Origin of the sequence: Nonomuraea dietziae (assembly GCF_014195505.1) — a bacterium.
In the GTDB taxonomy this organism is placed as follows: Bacteria; Actinomycetota; Actinomycetes; order Streptosporangiales; family Streptosporangiaceae; genus Nonomuraea; species Nonomuraea roseola.
Map to the genome: position 1 here is coordinate 8,468,422 of NZ_JACIBV010000001.1, position 20,733 is coordinate 8,489,154.

The window sequence follows — 20,733 nt, forward strand, 5'->3', positions numbered from 1 at the left end:
GGCGCGGATGCGACCCAGGCAGGTAGCCCTGCACGCCGTGCTCACCATCGGCGGGCTGGCGATGCTGTTCCCGTTCGTCTGGATGCTGCTGACCTCGTTCAAGAGCGTGCGGCAGATGCTGAACAACCCGCTCGACTGGCTGCCCGACCCGTGGCGCTGGGAGAACTATCCCGACGCGCTCGCGGCGATGCCGTTCGGCACCGCGTACTGGAACAGCTTCTACATCGCCGCCATCAACGTCACTCTCACCCTGCTGACCTCGGCCATGGCCGCCTACGCCTTCGCCAGGATCAGGTTCAGGGGCTCGGAAGTGCTGTTCGTGGTGTTCCTGGCCACCCAGATGGTGCCCGCGCAGGTGACGATCGTGCCGCTCTACCTGATGCTGGCGCAGTTCGGGTGGATCGACTCGCACCTGTCGCTGATCGTGCCGTCCATCGCGAACCCGTTCGCGGTGTTCCTGCTCCGCCAGTTCATCAGGGCGGTGCCGGTGGAGCTGGAGGAGGCCGCCAGGATCGACGGCGCGGGCCGCTGGCGGTGCTTCTGGAACGTCGTGCTGCCGAACATCCGCCCCGGCCTGGGCGCGCTCGGCATCATCGCCTTCCTCGCCTCGTGGAACTCGTTCCTCTTCCCGCTGATCTTCCTGAACTCGCCTGAGCTGGCCACCGTGCCGCTGCTGCTGAGCCAGTTCTCCGGCGGGCGCACGGCGGTCGACTACGGGCTCATCCTGGCGGGCTCCGCGATCGCGGTGGTGCCCATGCTGATCGCCTTCCTGATCGGCCAGAGAAAAATCATCAACTCGATGGCGGCTTCGGGACTGGGTGGGCGCTGATGCTGGATCTGAGAGAACGACCGTTCACCGACCGGGGCTCCCGGCTGCTGGTGATGGCGGCCGACGACGGCTCGCTCTGGATCGCCAGAGCCCTGTACGAGACCCCGCTGCGCGACACGACCGTCCTGACGGGACTGCGGGTCCTCGCGGGAGACCGGGAGCTGCCGGTACGGCAGGCGCTGCCCGACCGGGTGGAGTTCGAGGGCGGCGTGGCGATGGCCTTCGCAGGTCCCGACACGATCGTGCTGAGCGGCAGGGACGCGCGGGCGGTGTGGGACGGCGGAGAGGCCGACATCGACGGCTGTCTCACGCTGGTCGGCCCTCCTGCCGGCGACGGCGCGGCGGTGCTCGCGGCGGCCGCCACGCGATGGCGTGACTGGTTCGCCGCCATGCCGTCCGTGTCCGAGGCGCTGCGCGAGCGCGCGCAGCAGGCGTGGTGGACGCTCGGGGTGAACCTGGTGCCGATCCGGGGAAGGGAGTCGCTGATCCCCTCCAAGTACGGCTACGTCGGCCTGTGGAACTGGGACTCCTACTTTCACGCTGTCGCTCTCAGGCACGCCGACCCGGCGCTGGCCAGGGAGCAGATCCGCATCCTGCTCGACAACCAGAGGCCGGACGGCCTGATCCCCGACGTGGTGCACGACCACGGGGTGCTCACCGAGACCACCGATCTGCCCCGCTCGGACCTGGCCCGCCTGGCCCAGCACGTGGGAGGCGAGCCGCTTCGGGAGGTGGTGCCGGTCACCAAGCCGCCGCTCACCGCCTGGGCCGTGTGGAAGATCCACGAGGTGGATCCCGACCTGGACTTCCTGGCCGAGGTCTACGAGCCGCTGGTTCGCTCGCAGGAATGGTGGTTCGCCCGCTCGGATCCCGACGGCGACGGCCTGGCCGAATACCTCCACCCGTACTCGTCCGGCCTGGACGACAGCCCCATCTGGGATCACGGGCCGCGCGCCGAGCCTCCCGACCTCAACGCCTACCTGGCGTTGCAGTACGACCGGCTCGGCGACATCGCCGCCGCGCTCGGCCGCGACCCCTCCGGGTGGCGGGCCAAGGCTCAGGCGCTCGTCGACCTCATGGTGGCGCGCCGATGGAGCGGCACCCGCTTCGTCACCAGGGTCGCGGGGCGGGAGGCGACCGTCCGCACCCCGCTGGACCTCATGCCGCTGGTGACCGGGCGGCTGCCCGCCGCGATCGCCACCCGGCTCGTCGAGGACCTGCGCTCGCCGAGCTTCTGGGGGGAGCGTCCGGTGCCCACCGTGGCGTTCGACGACCCCGGATTCGACCCCGATGCCATGTGGCGCGGCCCGGTCTGGCTGAACGTCAACTACCTGCTGATCGACGGCCTGCGCCGGTCCGGCCACCCGGAGACGGCTCGTGAGCTGAGGGAACGCACGCTGGCGATGGTCCGCGACGGCGGCGGTCTCTACGAGTACTGGAACCCGCTGACGGGCCGCAGGGCGGGCAGGGCGACCAGCGGGTTCGGCTGGTCGGCCGCGCTCTTCCTGGACCTGGCCCAGGAGGACCCTGCCGGGCACGCGTAGTGACCGCCGTCCGGGGCGCGATCCCGAGTGGACGCGCCCCGGGGAGGTCAGGCGAGGCCGGCTTCGGCACGGAGGAGGGCGGAAAGGCGCTCGCCCGAGACGGGCAGGCCTTTGTGTGCGAACCACGTGGCGACGTTGCGGGCGTCGCGGTCGAGGAAGTCGGGGCCGGTCGGGTGGGCGATGACGTCGACGATCTGGGGCAGGTCGATGATCACCAGGCGCCCTTCGTCGACCAGCAGGTTGTACGGCGACAGGTCGCCGTGCGCGAGACCCTCCCTGGAGAGGACGACCATGGCCTCGACCAGCTGCTCCCAGAGGTCGTCCAGCCCCTCGTCCACGGTCGCCAGGCGCGGGGGCCGCGTAGCCGTCGGGGGTGCCGACGAACTCCTGGAGGATCTCCGTGCCGAGGATCTGCACCGGGTAGGGCACCGGCAGCCCCAGCTCCCACAGGCGCACGAGCGCGGAGAACTCCGCCTGCGCCCACTGTCCCGCGATGACCTGCTTGCCGAACGCGGTGCGCGAGGACATCGCCCTGGCGGCGCGCGAGTCGCGCATGCGGCGGCCCTCCAGGTAGCCGGAGTCGCGGTGGAAGAGCCGGTGGTCGCTGGAGCGGTAGCGCTTGGCGGCCAGCAGGCAGACCCTGTCGGTGTCGGGCACGCCGCGCGAGATGAGATGGACGTCGGCTTCCTTGCCGGTCTTGAGGATGCCGAGCTCGGTGTCGACGGCGGCCAGCTCGGTGACCAGCCAGCCGGGACGGGGCTCGGGGCCACGCTCGGTCGGGGTGCTGAGGTCCCAGGTGGACCAGCGGTCACCTGAGGGAGGGCCGTCGAGGTCGACGGGGTTGCTGTCGAGCCAGTCGAGGTCGTCGGCGTCGAGGCGGTGCTTCTTCGGCACGGTGGTGATCTCCTGATGAGGATGCCCACCGGCGCGGCGATCAGGTCAGCGGCTGACCGATGGGAGAGCAAACGGACGCGGAAAAGGGCACGCGAACACTCGTCGTCACGGTCACCCCTCCCTTCGTCCGGCGCCTCGACGCTCCGGTCGAGGACTCCCACGTGTCGAAGCCGCTGCCGAGGCGCGGCGACACCTCGACGAGTATGCAGGGCCGGAAACCGGCGGCGCAACGCAATATCGACCGCCTACGATCACGGGCATGGAACGGTGCGTGGAATGCGGACGCTGGCCCTACGCAGGGGCGCCAGGCTGCCGCCGCTGCCTGGCGCTGGTGGATCGCATCATCGAGGACGGCTACCAGGCGTTCCTGAAGGAGCTCGACCTGGAGGACGACGTCGCCGTCGCCGAGATGATCGTCGAGGAGATCAAGGGCTACGACTGGCGGGTGGTCGACGGCGCCTTCGAGCGTCTGACCTGCGGGGCATGCGGCAGCAGGCGGGGAAGGGGTCCGAAGGACTGCCCGCCGTGCGAGCTCGACGAGGGCTTTCGCTACTCCGCCCGCGAGGTCGACAGGCCCGGTGTGATGCCCCGTAACGAGCACGCGATCAGAGTCGGCGCGGCCGTGCTGCGCAACGGGCACAGGCACTCGCCGAGGGCGCTGCTCAGCTGGCAGATCGGCTTCCCGCTGGTCCTGAGCGGCTACCTGCCCTCCACACCGGAGGCGCAGGCCCTACGTGCCCGCGTCAACAGGGGCGCCACCTACGAGGACCTGGCCGCCGTCCACGTGCCCGACCTGACCGGCTGGCCCACCACTGCCTGACGGGCGGCTCAGGACGGGTCGCGGCGCTCCTGCATGGTCTTGCGGTACAGCTCGTCGATCTCGTCGAGCGGGTCGACGGTCCTGCGCCTGGACTCGATCTCCAGCTCGGTGCGGGCGTGCAGCTCCTCGATGCCGGTGGAGGCGTGGTGCACCTGGCTGTCGAGCAGATCGGCCCTGATCCTTGCGCACATGGCGGTCAGCTTGGCCTGGTGCTCGCGCAGCCGGTCGAGCGTGACGTGGTCGACATAGGGGGAGACGCGGCGCTGCTGGGCGTACATGCCGAGCTGGGTGTCGTGCACGTCCGCCTGCTGGGACAGCTCTCTCATCAGCTGCGGCAGATCTCCGAGGCCCCAGCCCTGCTGCAGGGCGGCGTCGACGTGCTGCCTGGTCATGGAGACCTCGCGGCGCAGGTCGAGACGTAGCCGCTCGACCTCGGCCGCGTCGCCGTTGCCCATGGCGTTGACGTGGGTGGCCAGGCGCGCTGTGGCCTGTCGCGCCGACTGACTGGCCCTCTTGCCCACCTTGACCAGGGCGTAGACGGCCACCCCCGCCAGGGCGAGGAAGATCACGACGACCGCGAGCAGGATCAGAAGGAAAGTGCTGATCGGAGGGACCTCCAGTCCGGCCTTTATCTCAGAGGATAGTTGATTCGACGTGCCTGGAGGCGGCCGGTCAGGAGACGACGTGCGGGCGCAGGGGCGGGGGCCACTGGGCGCCCGCACGCGTCTGGCCGAACGCTAGCGCCTTCGCGCTCTCCCGGGAGTCATCCGCCGGAAGGATCCGCCCTCACTCCCTCGAAGGACTGCGGACTCTTCTGATCGCCCACCAGGCGAAGACGGCCAGCGCGGCCAGCAGGACCAGCACCAGGACCGGCAGGAAGATCGCGACCAGGCTGACGCCGAGCGAGCCGGCGTCCTCCACGGTGCTGACCACGGGGGCGCCGAGGCCGCCGGTGGTGGCGTTCACGACCGGCCTGGCCGTGGACTTCAGCACATGGACGGCCAGCGCGGTCACGATCCCGATGAGCCACCCCGCCCAGGGGTTCTCCGTCATCCAGGTGGAGCTGTCGATCTCGGCGGCGGCCGCGGTGGCGCTGAAGACCACGCCGCCTGACGCCGGCCGTACGGCGGTCTGGATGGCGTCGTTGACGCTGTCGACCACGGGCACCTTGTCCAGCACGAACTCGGCCAGCAGGAGCACCGCGATGATCGCGAGCACGCCCCAGTTGGACAGCCACCCGTAGCCGTCGGGCAGCTTCACCGCGTCGGTCAGGTTGGCCAGCACCCCGACCACCAGGAGCGGAATGTAGGCGTTCAACCCGGCGGCGGTGCTCAGTCCGAGGCCGGTCAGTGCAGCGAGCATCCCTTGTCCCATCCTGTACGGCAGGCCTCCCACAGCCCACCGCGGTCACCGGGTGACCCTCCGTCCATCACGCGATGCGGGCGGGACTTCGGCGCCCGCCGTGACGTCGCCCCCGCCTCCTTCGACCGTAGCTCCTGACCCGTCCGCGCGGTCGTCCCGTCGATCACCTGGCCGGGATTTCGTCGTCCCCCGGATCCCCCGCCGGCGGGGCCCGGGTCCTCGGGGGAGGCGGCGCCCGGAGGCCCGTCACCCCAAGGCGAACTCATTCGGTGAGCCGGGAGAGCCGCTCGATCGCGTCGCCGAACTCCTCGATCATCTCGTAGACCACCTGGCGGGCCGGCTTCACCTGGTCGAGCTGGCCCACCACCTGCCCGACGAAGTAGTTCGCCAGCTCCACCGCGCCCGGCTCGCCCCGTTCCGCCGCCTGCACCACGCGGGCCATCGCCGACTCCGCGAGCACCATCTGCAGCGGCATCCCGAGCGGGCCGGGGCTGTCCTCGCCAGAGTCCCACGCTGCGGTCCAGGCCGAGGCGAGCTGCCTGGCCGGCTTGCCCGTGCGCGAGCGTGAGCGGACCGTGTCGAGCGAGGAGGCGGCCAGCATCTTCCTCTTGACCGATCGCGGCGTCTCGGCCTCCTCGGTCGTCAGCCACACCGACCCGCACCACACGCCCTCGGCGCCCAAAGCCATGGCCGCGGCCATCTGCCGTCCCGACGCGATTCCGCCGGCGGCCAGCACGGGCACGGGCGCGACGGCGTCGACGACCTGCGGCACCAGCACCATCGTGGCGATCTCACCGGTGTGGCCGCCGGCCTCCGTGCCCTGCGCCACGATGATGTCGGCGCCGGCCGCCACCTGTCTGCGCGCGTGCTCCACCGTCCCCACCAGCGCCGCGACGGGCACGCCCGCCTCGCGGGCCATGGAGACCATCTGCGGAGGCGGCGGGCCGAGCGCGCTGGCGATCAGGCCGACAGGGTGCCTGAGCGCCACCTCGATGAGCTCGGTCGCGCCCCTGGCACTGACCCTGTCGCCGAACCCGGCGGGCGAGGCGGCGAACGGCACGCCGTAGCGCTGGAGGAGGCCGGTGGTGAAGGACAGGTGCGACTCGGGCACGGTCGCCCTCGGGCCCTCGGTCCTGCCGGGCACCAGCACGTCCACCCCGTACGGCCTGCCGCCCACCTGCGCGTCGATCCAGTTCAGCTCGGTGTCGAGCTGCTCGGCCGAGTAGGCGACGGCGCCGAGCACGCCGAAGCCGCCCGCGTTGGTGACCGCGGCGACCACGTCGCGGCAGTGGCTGAAGGCGAACAGAGGGAACTCGACGCCCAGACGCTCACAGATCGCGCTCCGCATGGGCTGACGCTAACCCCTAGGAGTCGTCCTCGTCATCGTCCTGCTCGACGGTCCACGACACCGAGGTGATCGCGGGTTCGAGGCTCAGCCGGCTGGTGGCGCCCTCGAACAGGTTCTCGTCACGGCGCAGGCTGTCGACGAGTGCGTGCACCTCGACCTGTCCGCGCAGGTCGGAGTCATGGCTGTGGAGGCTGCGCAGACGCAGTTCGGGACGGGTGAGGGCGTTGACGATCAGCTTCCTGACATGGGCCTGGTCGTCGTCCCAGCACCTGACCTCGAAGCGGTAGCGGGTGCGCCGCCGGGCCCTTCGCCGGTCGAGGAAGCGGCCGATGGGCCGCATCGCGGTGTTCGCGCCGACGATCAGGAGGGTGCCCGCGACGGACAGGAAGTACATGCCCGCTCCGGCCAGGGATCCCACGGCGGCGGCGCACCACAGGGTGGCGGCGGTGTTGAGCCCCCTGATGTTGAAGCCCTCGCGCAGGATCACACCCGCGCCGAGGAAGCCGATGCCCGAGACGATCTGCGCGGCCACCCTGGTCGGATCGGCGGTGCCGGGGTCGCCGACGAAGCCGTAGGCGCTCAGCAGCACGAACAGCGCGGACCCCACGGCGACGAGCAGGTTGGTGCGCAGGCCCGCCATCCGGGCCCGCCACTGCCGCTCCATGCCGATCACCGCGCCCAGCACGGCCGCGGTGACCAGCCGCAGCAGGAGATCGACGTCGGCCATACCGGAGGGGTTCCCTCAGCCGGGGGTGTGAGGCGTTCCGATGCCGATCCATGGCCGGGTGATTTACAGCATTTGTCCAGACTGCTGGTGATACGCGTACCTCAGGCCCCCGGCGTTTTCAGCCGGTGGCCTGACGGTCGAAGGGGGTGACGCCCGGCGCGTGCCAGCCCAGGTCGGCGGAGTAGCTGCGGACCACCTTGGCGGGCACCCCCGCGATCACACTGTGGTCGGGGAACTCGCCGCGCACCACCGCGCCGCCCGCCACCACGCACTGCCTGCCGATCCTGGTGCCGGGCAGGATGATCGCCCCGGCGCCCAGCCAGGACCCGTCGCCGATCGAGACCGGATTGTTGCGCGGCCACTGCCTGCCGATCGGCAGGTCGGGGTCGTCGTAGACGTGGTTCTGGTCGGTGATGTACACGTAGGGGCCGGTGAAGACGTCGTCGCCGATGTCGATCGACTGGTGGGCGACGATGTGGCTGCCCCTGCCGATCGAACAGCTTCCCCCGATGCGCAGAATGGAGTTCGGGCCCAGGTCGACGCCTGGTCCCATGCCGCACGACAGCGAGACGCGCTCGCCGATCAGGGTGTGCCCGCCGATCTCGATCCAGCGCTCTCCGAAGATCGCGCCGACGGGGAAGGCGATGCTGACGCCCTCGCCCATGTGGCGGAAGCGGTAGCCGGCCTGACTGGCAGGGGTGAGCGCGCCCGCTCTCCTGACCGCGTCGTAAAGGCGGTGAACCAGGGCGCCGACCGCCCGCCGTACTAGTGACATAAGGCCCAAAGTTACTCTGTGGACCTGCCGTTCGGGCATGTCGAGGGCGTTGTTTGATATCCTGAGAGCCCGTGGACGTCAACGCCACACCTCGAGCCACGGGAGACTTCTTGCGCAGCGCATCGCAAACCAAGCATCTGTTCGTCACCGGCGGTGTCGCCTCCAGTCTCGGCAAGGGGCTCACTGCGTCCAGCCTGGGCCGCCTGCTGAAGGCCCGCGGTCTGCGGGTCACCATGCAGAAGCTCGACCCCTACCTCAACGTCGACCCAGGAACGATGAACCCGTTCCAGCACGGTGAGGTCTTCGTCACAGACGACGGCTCCGAGACCGACCTCGACGTCGGCCACTACGAGCGCTTCCTCGACACCGACCTGCACGGCTCGGCCAACGTCACGACGGGCCAGGTCTACTCCAACGTCATCGCCAAGGAGCGGCGCGGGGAGTACCTCGGCGACACCGTCCAGGTGATCCCGCACATCACCAACGAGATCAAGGAGCGCATCCGCGGCATGGCCGGTCCCGACGTGGACGTGGTCATCACCGAGGTGGGCGGCACGGTCGGCGACATCGAGTCGCTGCCCTTCCTCGAGTCGGTGCGCCAGATCAGGCACGAGGTCGGCCGCGACAACGTCTTCTTCCTGCACGTGTCGCTGCTGCCGTACATCGGGCCGAGCGGTGAGCTGAAGACCAAGCCGACCCAGCACAGCGTGGCCGCCCTGCGCAGCATCGGCATCCAGCCCGACGCCATCGTGCTGCGCTCCGACCGTCCTGTCCACACCTCGATCAAGCGCAAGATCAGCCTGATGTGCGACGTCGACGAGGACGCCGTGGTCAGCGCCGTCGACGCGGCCTCCATCTACGACATCCCCAAGGTGCTCCACACCGAGGGCCTCGACGCCTACGTCGTCCGCCGCCTCGGCCTGCCCTTCCGCGACGTCGACTGGAAGGAGTGGGAGCAGCTCCTGCGCAGGGTCCACCGCCCGGCCAAGGAGGTCACGGTCGCGCTGGTCGGCAAGTACATCGACCTGCCCGACGCCTACCTCAGCGTCACCGAGGCGCTGCGCGCGGGCGGCTTCGCCAACGACGCCCGCGTCAACATCCGCTGGGTCAAGTCCGACGACTGCGAGAGCGAGGAGGGCGCGGCCCGCGAGCTCGACGGCGTCGACGGCGTGCTGATCCCCGGCGGGTTCGGCGTGCGCGGCATCGAGGGCAAGATCGGCGCGATCCGCCACGCCCGCGAGAACAAGATCCCGCTGCTCGGCATCTGCCTCGGCATGCAGGGCATGGTCATCGAGGCCGCCCGCAACCTGGCGGGCATCGCCGACGCCAACAGCGCGGAGTTCGACCCCGACAGCAAGCATCCGGTGATCTCGACCATGGCCGACCAGGAGGACGTCGTCTCCGGCGAGCGCGACATGGGCGGCACCATGCGCCTCGGCCTCTACACCGCCAAGCTCGGCGAGGGCACGCTGGCCCGCCAGCTCTACGGCGGCAAGGCCAAGGCCGACGAGCGCCACCGCCACAGGTACGAGGTCAACAACGCCTACCGCGAGCAGCTGGAGAAGGTCGGCCTGGTCTTCTCGGGCCTGTCGCCCGACGGCCGCCTGGTGGAGTACACCGAGCTGCCCGCCGAGACGCACCCGTTCTTCATCGGCACCCAGGCCCACCCCGAGTTCCGCTCCCGTCCGACCCGCTCGCACCCGCTGTTCAAGGGCCTCATCGGCGCCTCGCTGGTCTACGCCGACGGCCGCTCGCCCAAGGCGGCCAAGAAGTGAGGATCGAGGATCTGCCCGAACAGTGGCCGGTCGTCGAGTCCAGGGAGCACTTCAAGGGGTACGTGATCGGCGTGCGCACCGACACCGTGCGCATGCCGCGCGACGAGGTCGCCGACCGCGACTACGTCGTCCACCCCGGCTCCGTGGCGGTCCTCGCGCTCGACGAGGACGACCGCGTGCTGCTGATCAGGCAGTACCGCCATCCGACGCGGCACCTGCTGTGGGAGCTTCCCGCCGGGATCCGCGACGTCGAGGGCGAGCCGCTGGCCGCCACCGCCGCCCGCGAGCTGGCCGAGGAGGCGGGCTACCAGGCAGGCACCTGGCACACCCTCGTCGACCTCTACCTCTCCCCTGGCATGTCGGACGAGCGCATCCGCGTCTTCCTGGCCCGTGACCTGTCGAAGGTCGAGATCGACTTCGACCGGCGCCACGAGGAGTTCGACATGCCGGTGGAGTGGGTGCCCCTGGGTGACGCCGTGGAGAGGGCGCTCATGGGAATGATCCACAATTCCCCGACCGTGGCCGGTATCCTCGCCGCGTATGCGGCTTCGGTCGAGGGATTCGCCCTGTTGCGGCCCGCCGACGCCCCGGAGGCGTGACAGGAGGACTCTTCGTGGAGGCAGTGCTCTCCAGCTACCTCGCCCATCTGGCGGTGGAGCGAGGCCTGGCTGCCAACACGCTGGCCTCCTACCGCAGAGACCTGCGCCGCTACGTCGAGCACCTGAGGACGCGCGGCAGGGTCACCTTCGGTGAGGTGGGCGAGGCCGACGTCCTCGCCTTCCTCACCGTGCTGCGCGAGGGCGACGGCGACCACCCCGCCCTGGTCGCCAGCTCGGCGGCCCGGGCGGTCTCGGCGGTCAGGGGATTGCACAGGTTCGCCCTGCGCGAGGGCGTCGCCGCCCACGACCCCGCCCACGAGGTCCGCCCTCCGCGCCAGCTGCGCCGCCTCCCGAAGGCCATCGGCGTCGCCGAGGTCGAGCGGCTCATCGCCGCCTCAGGTCCCGACGGCGCGCCGCTGACCCTCCGCAACAGGGCCCTGCTCGAGCTGCTGTACGGCACGGGCGCGCGCATCTCCGAAGCCGTCGGCCTGGCCCTCGACGACCTCGAACAGGAGCAGGTACGGCTGCGCGGCAAGGGAGGGCGCACCAGGGTCGTGCCCGTCGGCCGCTTCGCCAGGCAGGCGCTCGACGCCTACCTCGTGCGGGCCAGGCCGTCCCTGCTGGCACACGGCCGCGGCACCCCCGCCGTCTTCCTCAACGCCCGAGGCGGCCGCCTCACCCGGCAGGGGGCGTGGGAGGTGCTCCAGGCCGCCGCCGAGAGGGCGGGGCTCGAAGGGATCTCTCCGCACGTCTTGCGGCATTCGTTCGCAACTCACCTCCTTGACGGCGGTGCGGACGTTAGGGTGGTCCAGGAACTCCTCGGCCACGCCTCGGTGACGACCACCCAGGTCTACACCTTGGTGACGGTTGACAAGCTCCGCGAGGTCTACGCCGCGGCGCACCCTCGCGCTCGACAGTGATCTATAGTCTTTGCGTCACGCGGCGTGCCGTCTTGCCGCCTAAGTGCTGACGCCATAGTGTCCGTCCGGACGGTCCGGTTCGGGACCGTCAGGGAGGTTCGAGCTGGTGACTGTGACCGCCAACGGTTCGACTCCGGGGACCCCCGAGAATCCCTGGGGTGACACGAAGACCAACACGCCCGCCACGGGCGTGAATCTGGGCCCCACCAGGCGACCGCGCCCGGTGTTCCCTGAGCCGCTGCCGCGCGAGACGCACGGCCCGGCCAGGGTGGTCGCCATGGTCAACCAGAAGGGCGGGGTCGGCAAGACGACCACCACCATCAACCTGGGCGCCGCGCTCGTCGAGTGCGGGCTGAAGGTCCTGCTCGTCGACTTCGACCCGCAGGGCGCGCTGTCGGTGGGCCTGGGCATCAACCCGCTCCAGCTCGACCTGACGGTCTACAACCTGCTGATGGACCGCAGCGTCACCGCCGAGGACGTCCTGCTGGAGACCGGCGTCGAGGGCCTCGACCTGTTGCCGAGCAACATCGACCTGTCCGCGGCCGAGGTCCAGCTCGTCACCGAGGTGGCCCGCGAGCAGGTGCTCGGGCGGGTGCTCAAGCCGCTGCTGCCCTACTACGACGTGTGCCTGATCGACTGCCAGCCCTCACTGGGCCTGCTCACGATCAACGCGCTCACCTGCGCCCACGGCGTCATGGTGCCGCTGGAGTGCGAGTTCTTCGCGCTGCGCGGCGTCGCGCTGCTCATGGACACCATCACCAAGGTGCAGGAGCGGCTCAACGACGAGCTCGAGATCGAGGGCCTGCTGGCCACCATGTACGACGCCCGCACCCTGCACGGCCGCGAGGTGCTGGCCCGCGTCGTGGAGGCCTTCGGCGACAAGGTGTTCCACACGGTCATCAACAGGACCGTGCGCTTCCCCGACGCGACCGTCGCGGGCGAGCCCATCACCACCTTCGACCCCTCCTCCCTCGGCGCGAACGCCTACAGGGAGCTGGCCCGCGAGGTGCTCTCGCGCTGGCCGCAGCCTGCCACAATGGCCAGGTGACTTCCACCGAGCAGCAGGGCTTCCAGGTTCATCTGGACGTCTTCGAGGGACCTTTCGACCTGCTGCTCGGCCTGATCTCCAAGCACAAGCTCGACATCACCGAGGTCTCCCTCTCCCAGGTCACCGACGAGTTCATCGCCTACATCAAGTCGCGTGGGCCCGAATGGGACCTCGACCAGACCAGCCACTTCCTGCTCGTCGCAGCCACGCTGCTCGACCTGAAGGCGGCAAGGCTGCTGCCCACGGGCGAGGTCGAGGACGAAGAGGACCTCGCGCTGCTGGAGGCGCGTGACCTGCTGTTCGCCAGGCTGCTGCAGTACCGGGCCTACAAGGAGGTCGCCAAGGTCTTCTCAGGGCTGATGGCGGAGGAGGCTCTGAGGTTCCCCAGGTCGGTGCCCATGGAGGCGCAGTTCGCCAACCTGCTGCCCGAACTGGTCCTCGGCATCGGCCCCGACCAGCTGGCGCGCATCGCGGCCAAGGCGTTCACCCCCAAACTGCCGCCGACCGTCGGCGTCGGGCACATCTACCAACCTCTGGCCAGCGTCAGGGAGCAAGCCGCTATCCTTGTCCAGCGGTTGCGGCGCATGCGAACAGCCACCTTCAGGGCCCTGGTCGCCGACTGCGAGGGCACCTTCGAGGTGATCGCCCGCTTTCTGGCCGTACTCGAGCTGTTCAGAGAGTCGGCCGTCACCTTCGAGCAGGTCGAACCGCTGGGCGATCTGCACGTGACCTGGACCGGCGCCGACGACGGAGACGTGTCGGTGGGCGACGACTACGAAGAGAGCGCGGAGAAGGCTGCAGATGAGTGAGTTCCCGGCTCCCAGGAACCCGTCGCCGTCGGAGCATCTGGCGGGGGATGGGGGTGGCGCGGGAGACGACGTGCCCGCCTGGGCCCGCCTGCCAGGCTCGGCCATCTTCGGCACCCCGCCCCCACCCTCGAAGAACGGCGACCGCTCACCCTCGACGGACGGCGACCTCCCGCCTTCGGGGGGCGCCGACCGCTCTTCGGCGGACGGTGACCGTTCTCCTGCCGAGGGCGCCGACCGGTCACCTTCGGTGGACGGCCAGCCGCAGGAAGACCTCACCCGCGAGACCGCGGCCTCCGAGGCTGCCCAGGAACTGGAATCCGAGACCTTCGAGACCGCGCCCTTCGACGGCCCCACGACCCCCCAGCCGGCGACCACCGACACTGACCGCGCCTCGGAAGTTCCGGCTTCCGAGACCCAGGCTTCCGAGACCCAGGCTTCTGGGACGTCGGTTCCCGAGACGTCGGCATCTGGGACGTCGCCTTCCGGGGTGTCGTCTTCTGGGACGTCGTCTTCCCGGACCTCGCCTTCTGGGGCCTCGGCTTCCGAAACCTCGGCTTCCGGGGCCTCGGCTCGCGAGAGGGTGGACTCCGCGGGTGGGGCGGGTCGTGCGGCGGCGGCTTCCGACGGGCGGCGGTCTGCCGCCTTCGAGGTTCCCTCGGCGGGTCGCCCTCGCTCCGGCGACGGTCAGAGGGAGGGGGCCGCCGTCCTGGGGGATTTCTCCTGGGACGAGAGAGGCGCCTCCACCGGCCGTCCAGAGGAGAGCATGGGGTTCGACGACGGCACCCAGGAGCCCTCCGACGACGGGGCGCGACCCGAGCGAGGGCCCGAGCTGCGGGCGGCGCTGGAGGCGATCCTGATCGTCGTGGACGAACCCGTGGCCGCCATCACGCTGGCCCAGGTGCTCGAACATCCCACACACGAGATCGAGACGGCGCTCCGCGCGCTCGCGGCGGAATACTCCGACGCCGGACGGGGTTTCGATCTGAGAGAGGTGGCAGGCGGCTGGCGGTTCTACACGCGCGCCGACTGCGCCCCGCTGGTCGAGCGGTTCGTCCGCGACGGCCAGCAGGCACGGCTGACCCAGGCCGCGCTGGAGACCCTCGCGGTCGTGGCCTACCGGCAACCGGTCAGCCGCGCCAGAGTCGCCGCCGTGCGCGGCGTCAACAGCGACGGCGTCATGCGGACGCTGGTCGCCAGGGGGCTGGTCGAAGAGGCCGGCTCCGACCCGGAGAGCCAGGCAGTGCTCTACCGGACAAGCTCCTACTTCTTGGAGCGGTTGGGCCTGAAGAGCATCGACGAGCTACCTGAGCTCGCGCCCTTCCTGCCCGACGACGTGGAAAACCTTGAGGAGACAACGAAGTGATCAACAGGCGCAGCACCCCGTCCGGTGATGGACGCGGTCGTGGACGCACCGGCGGCTCACGGGGCGGAAACCCCAGGGGCGGCGCGAGCGGGCGTCCCGCCTTCCGCTCCGATGACAGGCGCGACTCCCGTCGCGACGACAACCGCGGCGGACCCCGTCGCGACGACTTCGGCGGCGCCCCCCGCCGTGACGACACCGGCGGGGCCCCCCGCCGTGACGACTTCGGCGGGTCTTCCCGCCGTGACGACTTCGGCGGCGGCGCGCGCAGGGAGGGGTCCGGCGGCGGTGCTCGCCGGGACGACTTCCGTGGTGGCGCCCGCCGCGACGACAGCAGGGGCGACTTCGGCCCCGGCCGCGACTCCCTGCGCGCCGACCGCAGCGGCTCGCGCGCCAGGTACGGCAAGCCCGCGGGCCCCGGTCGCGACGACCGTGGCGGCCAGGGCGGCGGCTTCCGCGGTGACCGCGATGGCCAGGGCGGCGGCTTCCGAGGTGGAGCCGAGCGCGGTGGCGCGGGCGGCGGCTTCCGTGAGGAGCGCGGCGGCCAGGGTGGTTTCCAGCGCGGAGCCGGCCAGGGCGGCGGCTTCCGCGACGACCGTGGATCAGGGCAGGGCGGCTACCGCGGCGGCCAGGGTGAGCGCGGTGGCCAGGGCGGTTTCCGTGGTGGCCAGGGTGAGCGCGGTGGCCAGGGCGGCTACCGTGGTGGCCAGGGTGAGCATGGTGGCCAGGGCGGTTTCCGTGGCGGCCAGGGTGAGCGCGGCGGCTACGGCAGGAGCGGTGACGAGCGCGGCGGCTACCGTGGCGCGAGTGACCGCCCGGGCGGCGGCCGTGGAGCCGGTGAGCGCGGCGGCGACCGTGGCGGGTTCAGGGAGCGGCGCGACTTCGGTGGCGCGCGCCAGGACCGCGGCGGTTACGGCGACAGCCGCGGCTTCCGCGACGACCGCGCGACGTCCGGCGACGACCGTGGAGGCTTCCGCGACGACCGCGGGGGCTACCGCGGCCCCCAGAGCGGACGCGACGACCGCGGCGGTCAGCCGCAGCGCGACGACCGCGGCGCCCCCGCCTACCGTGACGACCGTGGTGGTCAGGGTTCCCGCGACGACCGTGGTGGTCAGGCGCGGCGTGACGACAGGAGCGGGCTGAAGGCCGACAGGGGCGGCAGGCGCGACGACGGTTCCAGGGCCCGCTACGGCAGGCGCGAGGAGCCGCAGACGATCGGCCGTCCCGCGCCCAAGCGGAGCGAGCCCGCCGGCCGTACCGGCAGGGTGCAGACGATCGGCAGTGGCGCGAAGGGCAAGAAGGACGTCTTCAAGACCTCCCGCCAGCCCATGCGCGACCGTGACTTCTTCCCCGACGGCTACACCGACGAGCGCGACACCACCGAGGTGCCCGGCGGCGTGCGGCTGCAGAAGGTGCTCGCCCAGGCGGGCGTGGCCAGCAGGCGCGCGTGCGAGGAGATGATCGGCGACGGTCGCGTCACCGTGAACGGCCAGGTCGTCAGGAGGTTCGGCGCCAAGGTCGACCCCGCGGCGCAGGTCATCCACGTGGACGGCAAGCGCATCCCGACCGCTCCCGACCTGGTCTACTACGCGCTGAACAAGCCCATCGGCGTCGTCTCGACGATGGAGGACCCGCAGGGCCGTCCGTGCCTGGCCGACTTCACGCAGGAGCTGGCGCCCCGCCTGTTCCACGTGGGCAGGCTCGACACCGAGACCGAGGGTCTGCTGCTGCTCACCAACGACGGCGAGCTGGCCAACAGACTGACGCACCCGAGCTACGGCGTGCAGAAGAAGTACTGGGCGAAGGTGCCCGGCCCGATCCCGCGTGACCTGGCCCGCAGGCTCAGGAAGGGCATCGAGCTCGAGGACGGCCTGGCCAAGGCCGACCACTTCGAGATCGTGCAGGAGCACGGGCAGCAGGCGCTGGTGGAGATCGTGCTGCACGAGGGCCGCAACCACATCGTCAGGCGCATGCTGGAAGAGGCGGGTCACCGCGTGATCGACCTGGCCAGGATCGAGTTCGGTCCGGTCAAGCTCGGCCGTACGAAGCCGGGAACGATCAGGGCGTTGAGCCTCAAGGAGGTCGGCGACCTCTACGCGGCGGTCAAGCTGTAATCTGGCCGGACGGAGGAGCCCGCGCACACCGTGCGCGGGCTCCGAACCATATGAAGGGGATGTGACATGGTGCGGGCGATCCGCGGGGCGATCCAGGTCGAGGCCAACGACCGCGACGCCATCATCAGTGGGACCACCGAGCTGGTGGCGGCGGTCATGGAGCGCAACCAGCTGACCACCGACGATGTGATCAGCGTGCTGTTCACCGCGACGCCCGACCTGACGGCGGAGTTCCCCGCCCTCGCCGCGCGCAAGCTCGGCTTCCACGAGGTGCCGTTGATCTGCTGCACCGAGATCGGCGTGCCGGGCGCGCTGCCCCGTGTGGTGCGGCTGATGGCGCACGTGGAGACCGACCGTCCGCGCGCGGAGATCCAGCACGTCTACCTGCGCGGCGCGACCGTGCTACGCCAGGACATCGCGCAGTGACCATCGATCCGGTGAAGCTCGACACCGTTCTCGTTCTCGGCACCGGCCTGGTCGGCACGTCGATCGGGTTGGCGCTGCGCCAGCGCGGCGTGACCGTGCTCCTGGCCGACCGCGATCTGGGCGCCGTACGGCTGGCCAGGGAGATGGGCGCGGGCCAGGAGTGGCGCCTTGGCGACCCCGTCGACCTCGCGGTCGTCGCGGTTCCGCCCGACCACGTGGCCAGCGAGCTGCGCGGTCTGCAACAGCTCGGCGCCGCCCGCTTCTACACCGACGTGGCCAGCGTCAAGGCCAGGCCGATCGCCGCGGCCGCCGCGCTCGGCTGCGACCTGAGCACCTACGTCGCCTCCCACCCCATGGCGGGCAGGGAGAAGGCGGGCCCGGGCGCCGCAAGGGGCGATCTGTTCCTCGGCAGGCCGTGGGCGCTGTGCCCGACGGACGAGGCGTCCGCCGCGGCCAGGGAGGCGGTGCTGCGGCTGATCGAGCTGTGCGGCGCCAACGCGGTCGAGGTGGCCGCCGAAGACCACGACAGGGCCGTCGCCGTCGTCTCCCACGCCCCGCACGTGGCCGCCTCCGCGGTGGCCGCGCGCCTGGCCGACGCCTCCGACGTGGCGCTGGGCCTGGCCGGGCAGGGCGTGCGCGACGTGACGAGGATCGCGGGCGGCGACCCCGGCCTCTGGCTCGGCATCCTGTCGGGCAACGCCGCTCCCGTGGCCGAGGTGCTGGAAGCCGTCTCGCGCGACCTGTCCGAGGCCGCCACCGCGCTGCGCGCGCTGGCGCAGGGCGACGAGAGCGCGGGCCCCGAGGTCACCGAGCTGCTCAAGCGCGGTGTCGCGGGGCACGGCAGGATTCCAGGCAAGCACGGGGGTCCGGCCGCGGCCTACGCCGTCGTGCAGGTCGTCATCGGCGACCGTCCAGGCCAGCTGGCACGGCTCTTCCAGATCTGTGACGAGGTGGGGGTCAACGTCGAGGACGTGCGCCTCGAACACGCCCCCGGCCTGCCGCTCGGCCTGGCGGAGCTGTCGGTGCAGCCCGACGCCGTGGCCGTGCTCAACCAGGCTCTGCGCGACCGCGGATGGCAGCTGCCCTAGGGGCGATGTCACAACGGGCGTCGCTCGATACGTCTGGATGGCATGACGAGAATCGTGGTTCTAGGGGCGGGCTACACCGGCATGGCGGCGGCGATCAGGGCGGCGCGGAAGTCGCGCCGCCACGGCGGCAGGGTGACGCTGGTCAGCGCGTCGCCGAGGTTCACCGAGCGGCTGCGGCTGCACCAGACGGCGGCGGGCCAGCGGCTCGCCGACCACTCCATCGAGGACGTGCTCGCCGGGTCAGGCGTCGCCTTCGTCCAGGGCTGGGTCGAGGGCATCGATCCTCAGGCCCATGAGGTACGGCTCGGCGGCGGGCGCGTGCTCGCCTACGACAAACTCGTCTACGCGCTGGGCACCGTCACCGACGTGTCGGTGCCGGGCGTCGGCGAGCACGCCTTCCGCTACGACGACCACGCGGGCGCCGTGGCGCTGGCCGAGCGCCTGCGCTCCACGCGGCGGGGCACGGTCGTGGTCGCAGGAGGCGGGCTGACCGGCGTCGAGTCGGCGACCGAGCTGGCCGAGGCGTACCCGCGGCTGCGCGTGGTGCTGCTCAGCAGGGGGCGTCCCTGCTCGATGATGGGGCCGAGGGCCCGCGCCCACGCCGAGCGCGCCATGCGCCGCCTCGGCGTCGAGGTCCGCCAGGACACCCAGGTGGTGAAGGTGCTGCCCGACGCCGTCGAGCTGGAAGGCGGCGAGCTGATCGACTCGGTCGCGACTCTCTGGACGGCGGGGACCCGCGGCCTCGCGCTGGCCCGCGAGGCCGGCTTCACCGTCGACGCCCGCGACAGGATCGTCGTGGACGCCGCGCTGCGCTCGGTCTCCCACCCCGACGTCTACTCGGTCGGCGACGCCGCCGCGGTGAGCCAGCCCTTCGGGGTGATGCACGGCACCTGCCAGGGCGGCATCCCCACCGGGCTGCACGCGGGCGGCGCGCTCGCTGACGAGGTGCGCGGCAGGACGCCCAAGCCGTTCAGGTTCGGCTACTTCCACCAGCCCGTGAGCCTGGGCCGCAGGGACGCGGTCATCCAGTTCGTCAGGGCCGACGACACCCCCAGGAAGGGCTGGCTCAGGGGCCGCTGGGCGATCATGTACAAGGAGATGGTCAGCGGCAGCCCGATCCACTCCTTCAAGCTGCTCAAGCGGGGGCTCATTCCCGCCGCCGCGCTCAAGCTCAGCTCTGGCTGACCGCCTGGGTGACCGCGTTGGGTCCGTCGTACTCGCGGTCGGGAATGGACTGCAACGCTTTGATCATCTCCTGGTCGGCCCCCTGTTCCTTGGCCGTCTTGACCAGGTCGTCCCTGCTGGCGGGGTAGTCCACGCCGGACAGGTGCTTCTGCAGTTCGATCGGATTCGGTGAGTTGCTCATGGCCTCTCGCCTACCCAGACTCGCGCGGCGGCTAAACACCTACGACGTGCGTTCCAGCAGCTCACGGGCGTTCTCGACGGCTCGGGGCAGGGTGCGGCGGCGCGCGAGGGCCCGCGGCAGCCGCGGGACGGCGTCGCGCAGCCCCTGCCGTCCTGGACTTCCGCTTCTGGCGGTCCGCAGGACCGTGCGCGTGACCACCGGCCACGGACGGCGCAGCACCGCGGTGAGCACCGCGTTGCGCGCCGCCAGGGCCAGCCTGGCGCGGGGGTCGCGGGCGGGGGAGGGGTGGTGGTGGGCGACGACCTCCTCGACGTAGGCCAGCTCCCAGCCGCGCGCGGCCAGGTCCACGGCCAGGCGCTCCTCCTCGCCGAAGAAGAAGATCACGTCGTCGAAGCCGCCCGCTTCGAGGAACGCCGTCCTGCGCACCACCGCGCCGCAGGCCAGGAAGCCCAGGACGCCGGGTCCCGCCGAGCCTGGCAGCGGCGAGCGGGCCATCAGGGTGCTGACGGGGTCGGTGCGTTCCTCCGGCCCGACCAGTACCTTTCCCGCCAGTACGGCGAGGCGGGGATGGGCGTCCATCACGTCGGCGGCCCTGTTGAGCGCGCCCTTCGCCCACCAGGAGTCGTCGTCGGCGAAGGCCACGTACGGCGTGCGCGCCAGCTTCACCCCGACGTTGCGGGCGGGGGCGCCCAGATTGCGGCCCGCCTCGACGACCCGCACGTGCGGGAAGCGGCTGCGCACGAGATCGGGGGTGCCGTCGGTGGAGCCGTTGTCGACGAGGATGACGGGCCCGGCGTGCAGAGGCAGCGTCCGCTCCAGCGTCTCGCGCCTGTTCCTGGTGGCGACCACGATCGTCGTCCTCGCTTCTTCCATTCGCGGTCCTTACCCCTTGACCTGGGCGGGAGAACGGCGTAGACAGGTGGTAACGG

General features: G+C 71.2%; 21 protein-coding genes and 1 pseudogene. 13 read left to right on the top strand and 9 right to left on the bottom strand.

Going from position 1 to position 20,733, the window contains the following annotated elements; translation table 11 throughout:
- Positions 1-7 precede the first annotated feature (7 nt).
- Both FHR33_RS40235 and FHR33_RS40240 read left to right on the top strand, forming a co-directional pair.
- Complete coding sequence (locus FHR33_RS40235; protein ID WP_183659244.1) at positions 8-829, top strand: carbohydrate ABC transporter permease; 822 nt, start codon at positions 8-10, stop codon at positions 827-829.
- Positions 829-2,373 carry an amylo-alpha-1,6-glucosidase gene (locus tag FHR33_RS40240; protein WP_183659246.1) on the top strand — a complete coding sequence of 515 codons (1,545 nt, stop codon included), beginning with the start codon at positions 829-831 and terminating at the stop codon, positions 2,371-2,373. Before FHR33_RS40235 ends, FHR33_RS40240 begins: the two co-directional genes overlap by 1 nt.
- Before the next feature lie 47 nt (positions 2,374-2,420).
- Here FHR33_RS40240 and FHR33_RS51085 read toward each other — a convergent pair whose 3' ends face one another.
- Positions 2,421-2,711 carry an RIO1 family regulatory kinase/ATPase domain-containing protein gene (locus tag FHR33_RS51085; protein WP_312895953.1) on the bottom strand — a complete coding sequence of 97 codons (291 nt, stop codon included), beginning with the start codon at positions 2,709-2,711 and terminating at the stop codon, positions 2,421-2,423.
- Between the two features lie 73 nt (positions 2,712-2,784).
- A pseudogene (locus FHR33_RS51090) lies at positions 2,785-2,928 on the bottom strand (RIO1 family regulatory kinase/ATPase domain-containing protein); the annotation flags it as partial.
- A gap of 598 nt (positions 2,929-3,526) precedes the next feature.
- Here FHR33_RS51090 and FHR33_RS40250 point away from each other — a divergent pair.
- On the top strand, positions 3,527-4,087 hold the full coding sequence (locus tag FHR33_RS40250) for a hypothetical protein (RefSeq protein ID WP_183659247.1): 561 nt from the start codon (positions 3,527-3,529) through the stop codon (positions 4,085-4,087).
- Positions 4,088-4,095: 8 nt separating this feature from the next.
- On the opposite strand, the gene FHR33_RS40255 is transcribed toward FHR33_RS40250, so the two are convergent.
- From FHR33_RS40255 to FHR33_RS40275, 5 genes are all read right to left on the bottom strand, one after another.
- Positions 4,096-4,656, bottom strand: coding sequence for a hypothetical protein (locus FHR33_RS40255; protein WP_312895954.1), 561 nt, complete (start codon positions 4,654-4,656; stop codon positions 4,096-4,098).
- A gap of 217 nt (positions 4,657-4,873) precedes the next feature.
- The gene (locus tag FHR33_RS40260) at positions 4,874-5,449 is read right to left on the bottom strand and encodes a DUF4126 domain-containing protein (RefSeq protein WP_183659249.1); all 576 of its coding nucleotides are present in this window, start codon (positions 5,447-5,449) and stop codon (positions 4,874-4,876) included.
- 262 nt (positions 5,450-5,711) lie between these two features.
- Positions 5,712-6,797: a nitronate monooxygenase gene (locus FHR33_RS40265; RefSeq protein WP_183659251.1), complete on the bottom strand. Its 1,086-nt coding sequence runs from the start codon at positions 6,795-6,797 to the stop codon at positions 5,712-5,714.
- 16 nt (positions 6,798-6,813) lie between these two features.
- On the bottom strand, positions 6,814-7,524 hold the full coding sequence (locus tag FHR33_RS40270) for an MgtC/SapB family protein (protein WP_183659252.1): 711 nt from the start codon (positions 7,522-7,524) through the stop codon (positions 6,814-6,816).
- 118 nt (positions 7,525-7,642) lie between these two features.
- Positions 7,643-8,299, bottom strand: a complete 657-nt coding sequence (locus FHR33_RS40275; protein ID WP_183659254.1) for an acyltransferase — start codon at positions 8,297-8,299, stop codon at positions 7,643-7,645.
- A 110-nt stretch (positions 8,300-8,409) separates the two neighbouring features.
- Here FHR33_RS40275 and pyrG point away from each other — a divergent pair, with 110 nt between their 5' ends.
- The 10 genes from pyrG (at position 8,410) to FHR33_RS40325 (ending at position 19,623) form a co-directional block, all read left to right on the top strand.
- Positions 8,410-10,074: a CTP synthase gene (gene pyrG, locus FHR33_RS40280; protein ID WP_183659255.1), complete on the top strand. Its 1,665-nt coding sequence runs from the start codon at positions 8,410-8,412 to the stop codon at positions 10,072-10,074.
- Positions 10,071-10,673, top strand: a complete 603-nt coding sequence (locus FHR33_RS40285) for an NUDIX domain-containing protein (RefSeq protein ID WP_183659257.1) — start codon at positions 10,071-10,073, stop codon at positions 10,671-10,673. The genes pyrG and FHR33_RS40285 overlap by 4 nt, the downstream gene beginning before the upstream one ends.
- Positions 10,674-10,687: 14 nt before the next feature.
- Complete coding sequence (locus FHR33_RS40290) at positions 10,688-11,593, top strand: site-specific tyrosine recombinase XerD (protein WP_183659259.1); 906 nt, start codon at positions 10,688-10,690, stop codon at positions 11,591-11,593.
- A gap of 106 nt (positions 11,594-11,699) precedes the next feature.
- A complete protein-coding gene (locus FHR33_RS40295; RefSeq protein ID WP_183659261.1) occupies positions 11,700-12,641 on the top strand; it encodes a ParA family protein in 942 nt (313 codons plus the stop codon).
- The gene (locus tag FHR33_RS40300; RefSeq protein ID WP_312895955.1) at positions 12,638-13,450 is read left to right on the top strand and encodes a segregation and condensation protein A; all 813 of its coding nucleotides are present in this window, start codon (positions 12,638-12,640) and stop codon (positions 13,448-13,450) included. The genes FHR33_RS40295 and FHR33_RS40300 overlap by 4 nt, the downstream gene beginning before the upstream one ends.
- 763 nt (positions 13,451-14,213) lie before the next feature.
- Positions 14,214-14,813: an SMC-Scp complex subunit ScpB gene (gene scpB / locus FHR33_RS40305; RefSeq protein WP_183659263.1), complete on the top strand. Its 600-nt coding sequence runs from the start codon at positions 14,214-14,216 to the stop codon at positions 14,811-14,813.
- A complete protein-coding gene (locus FHR33_RS52975; protein WP_312895956.1) occupies positions 14,810-16,924 on the top strand; it encodes a pseudouridine synthase in 2,115 nt (704 codons plus the stop codon). Before scpB ends, FHR33_RS52975 begins: the two co-directional genes overlap by 4 nt.
- 66 nt (positions 16,925-16,990) lie before the next feature.
- Positions 16,991-17,350 (top strand): chorismate mutase, encoded by a 360-nt coding sequence (aroH, locus tag FHR33_RS40315; RefSeq protein WP_183659265.1) that lies wholly within the window; start codon positions 16,991-16,993, stop codon positions 17,348-17,350.
- Positions 17,347-18,438: a prephenate dehydrogenase gene (locus tag FHR33_RS40320; RefSeq protein ID WP_312895957.1), complete on the top strand. Its 1,092-nt coding sequence runs from the start codon at positions 17,347-17,349 to the stop codon at positions 18,436-18,438. Before aroH ends, FHR33_RS40320 begins: the two co-directional genes overlap by 4 nt.
- 42 nt (positions 18,439-18,480) lie before the next feature.
- On the top strand, positions 18,481-19,623 hold the full coding sequence (locus FHR33_RS40325; protein ID WP_183659267.1) for an NAD(P)/FAD-dependent oxidoreductase: 1,143 nt from the start codon (positions 18,481-18,483) through the stop codon (positions 19,621-19,623).
- Here the strand turns inward: FHR33_RS40325 and FHR33_RS40330 are convergent.
- A complete protein-coding gene (locus FHR33_RS40330; RefSeq protein ID WP_183659269.1) occupies positions 19,610-19,804 on the bottom strand; it encodes a DUF2795 domain-containing protein in 195 nt (64 codons plus the stop codon). The genes FHR33_RS40325 and FHR33_RS40330 overlap by 14 nt on opposite strands.
- A 39-nt stretch (positions 19,805-19,843) precedes the next feature.
- Complete coding sequence (locus FHR33_RS40335) at positions 19,844-20,677, bottom strand: glycosyltransferase family 2 protein (protein WP_183659271.1); 834 nt, start codon at positions 20,675-20,677, stop codon at positions 19,844-19,846.
- Positions 20,678-20,733 lie beyond the last annotated feature (56 nt).

Excerpts from the sequence above, each read along its gene's own strand:
- aroH (WP_183659265.1), top strand. The coding sequence starts at position 16,991 with ATGGTGCGGGCGATCCGCGGGGCGATCCAGGTCGAGGCCAACGACCGC.
- FHR33_RS40265 (WP_183659251.1), bottom strand. The coding sequence starts at position 6,797 with ATGCGGAGCGCGATCTGTGAGCGTCTGGGCGTCGAGTTCCCTCTGTTC.
- FHR33_RS40240 (WP_183659246.1), top strand. The coding sequence starts at position 829 with ATGCTGGATCTGAGAGAACGACCGTTCACCGACCGGGGCTCCCGGCTG.
- scpB (WP_183659263.1), top strand. The coding sequence starts at position 14,214 with ATGGGGTTCGACGACGGCACCCAGGAGCCCTCCGACGACGGGGCGCGA.
- FHR33_RS40335 (WP_183659271.1), bottom strand. The coding sequence starts at position 20,677 with ATGGAAGAAGCGAGGACGACGATCGTGGTCGCCACCAGGAACAGGCGC.
- FHR33_RS40260 (WP_183659249.1), bottom strand. The coding sequence starts at position 5,449 with ATGCTCGCTGCACTGACCGGCCTCGGACTGAGCACCGCCGCCGGGTTG.
- FHR33_RS40275 (WP_183659254.1), bottom strand. The coding sequence starts at position 8,299 with ATGTCACTAGTACGGCGGGCGGTCGGCGCCCTGGTTCACCGCCTTTAC.
- FHR33_RS40235 (WP_183659244.1), top strand. The coding sequence starts at position 8 with ATGCGACCCAGGCAGGTAGCCCTGCACGCCGTGCTCACCATCGGCGGG.
- FHR33_RS40330 (WP_183659269.1), bottom strand. The coding sequence starts at position 19,804 with ATGAGCAACTCACCGAATCCGATCGAACTGCAGAAGCACCTGTCCGGC.
- FHR33_RS40270 (WP_183659252.1), bottom strand. The coding sequence starts at position 7,524 with ATGGCCGACGTCGATCTCCTGCTGCGGCTGGTCACCGCGGCCGTGCTG.
- FHR33_RS40250 (WP_183659247.1), top strand. The coding sequence starts at position 3,527 with ATGGAACGGTGCGTGGAATGCGGACGCTGGCCCTACGCAGGGGCGCCA.
- FHR33_RS40325 (WP_183659267.1), top strand. The coding sequence starts at position 18,481 with ATGACGAGAATCGTGGTTCTAGGGGCGGGCTACACCGGCATGGCGGCG.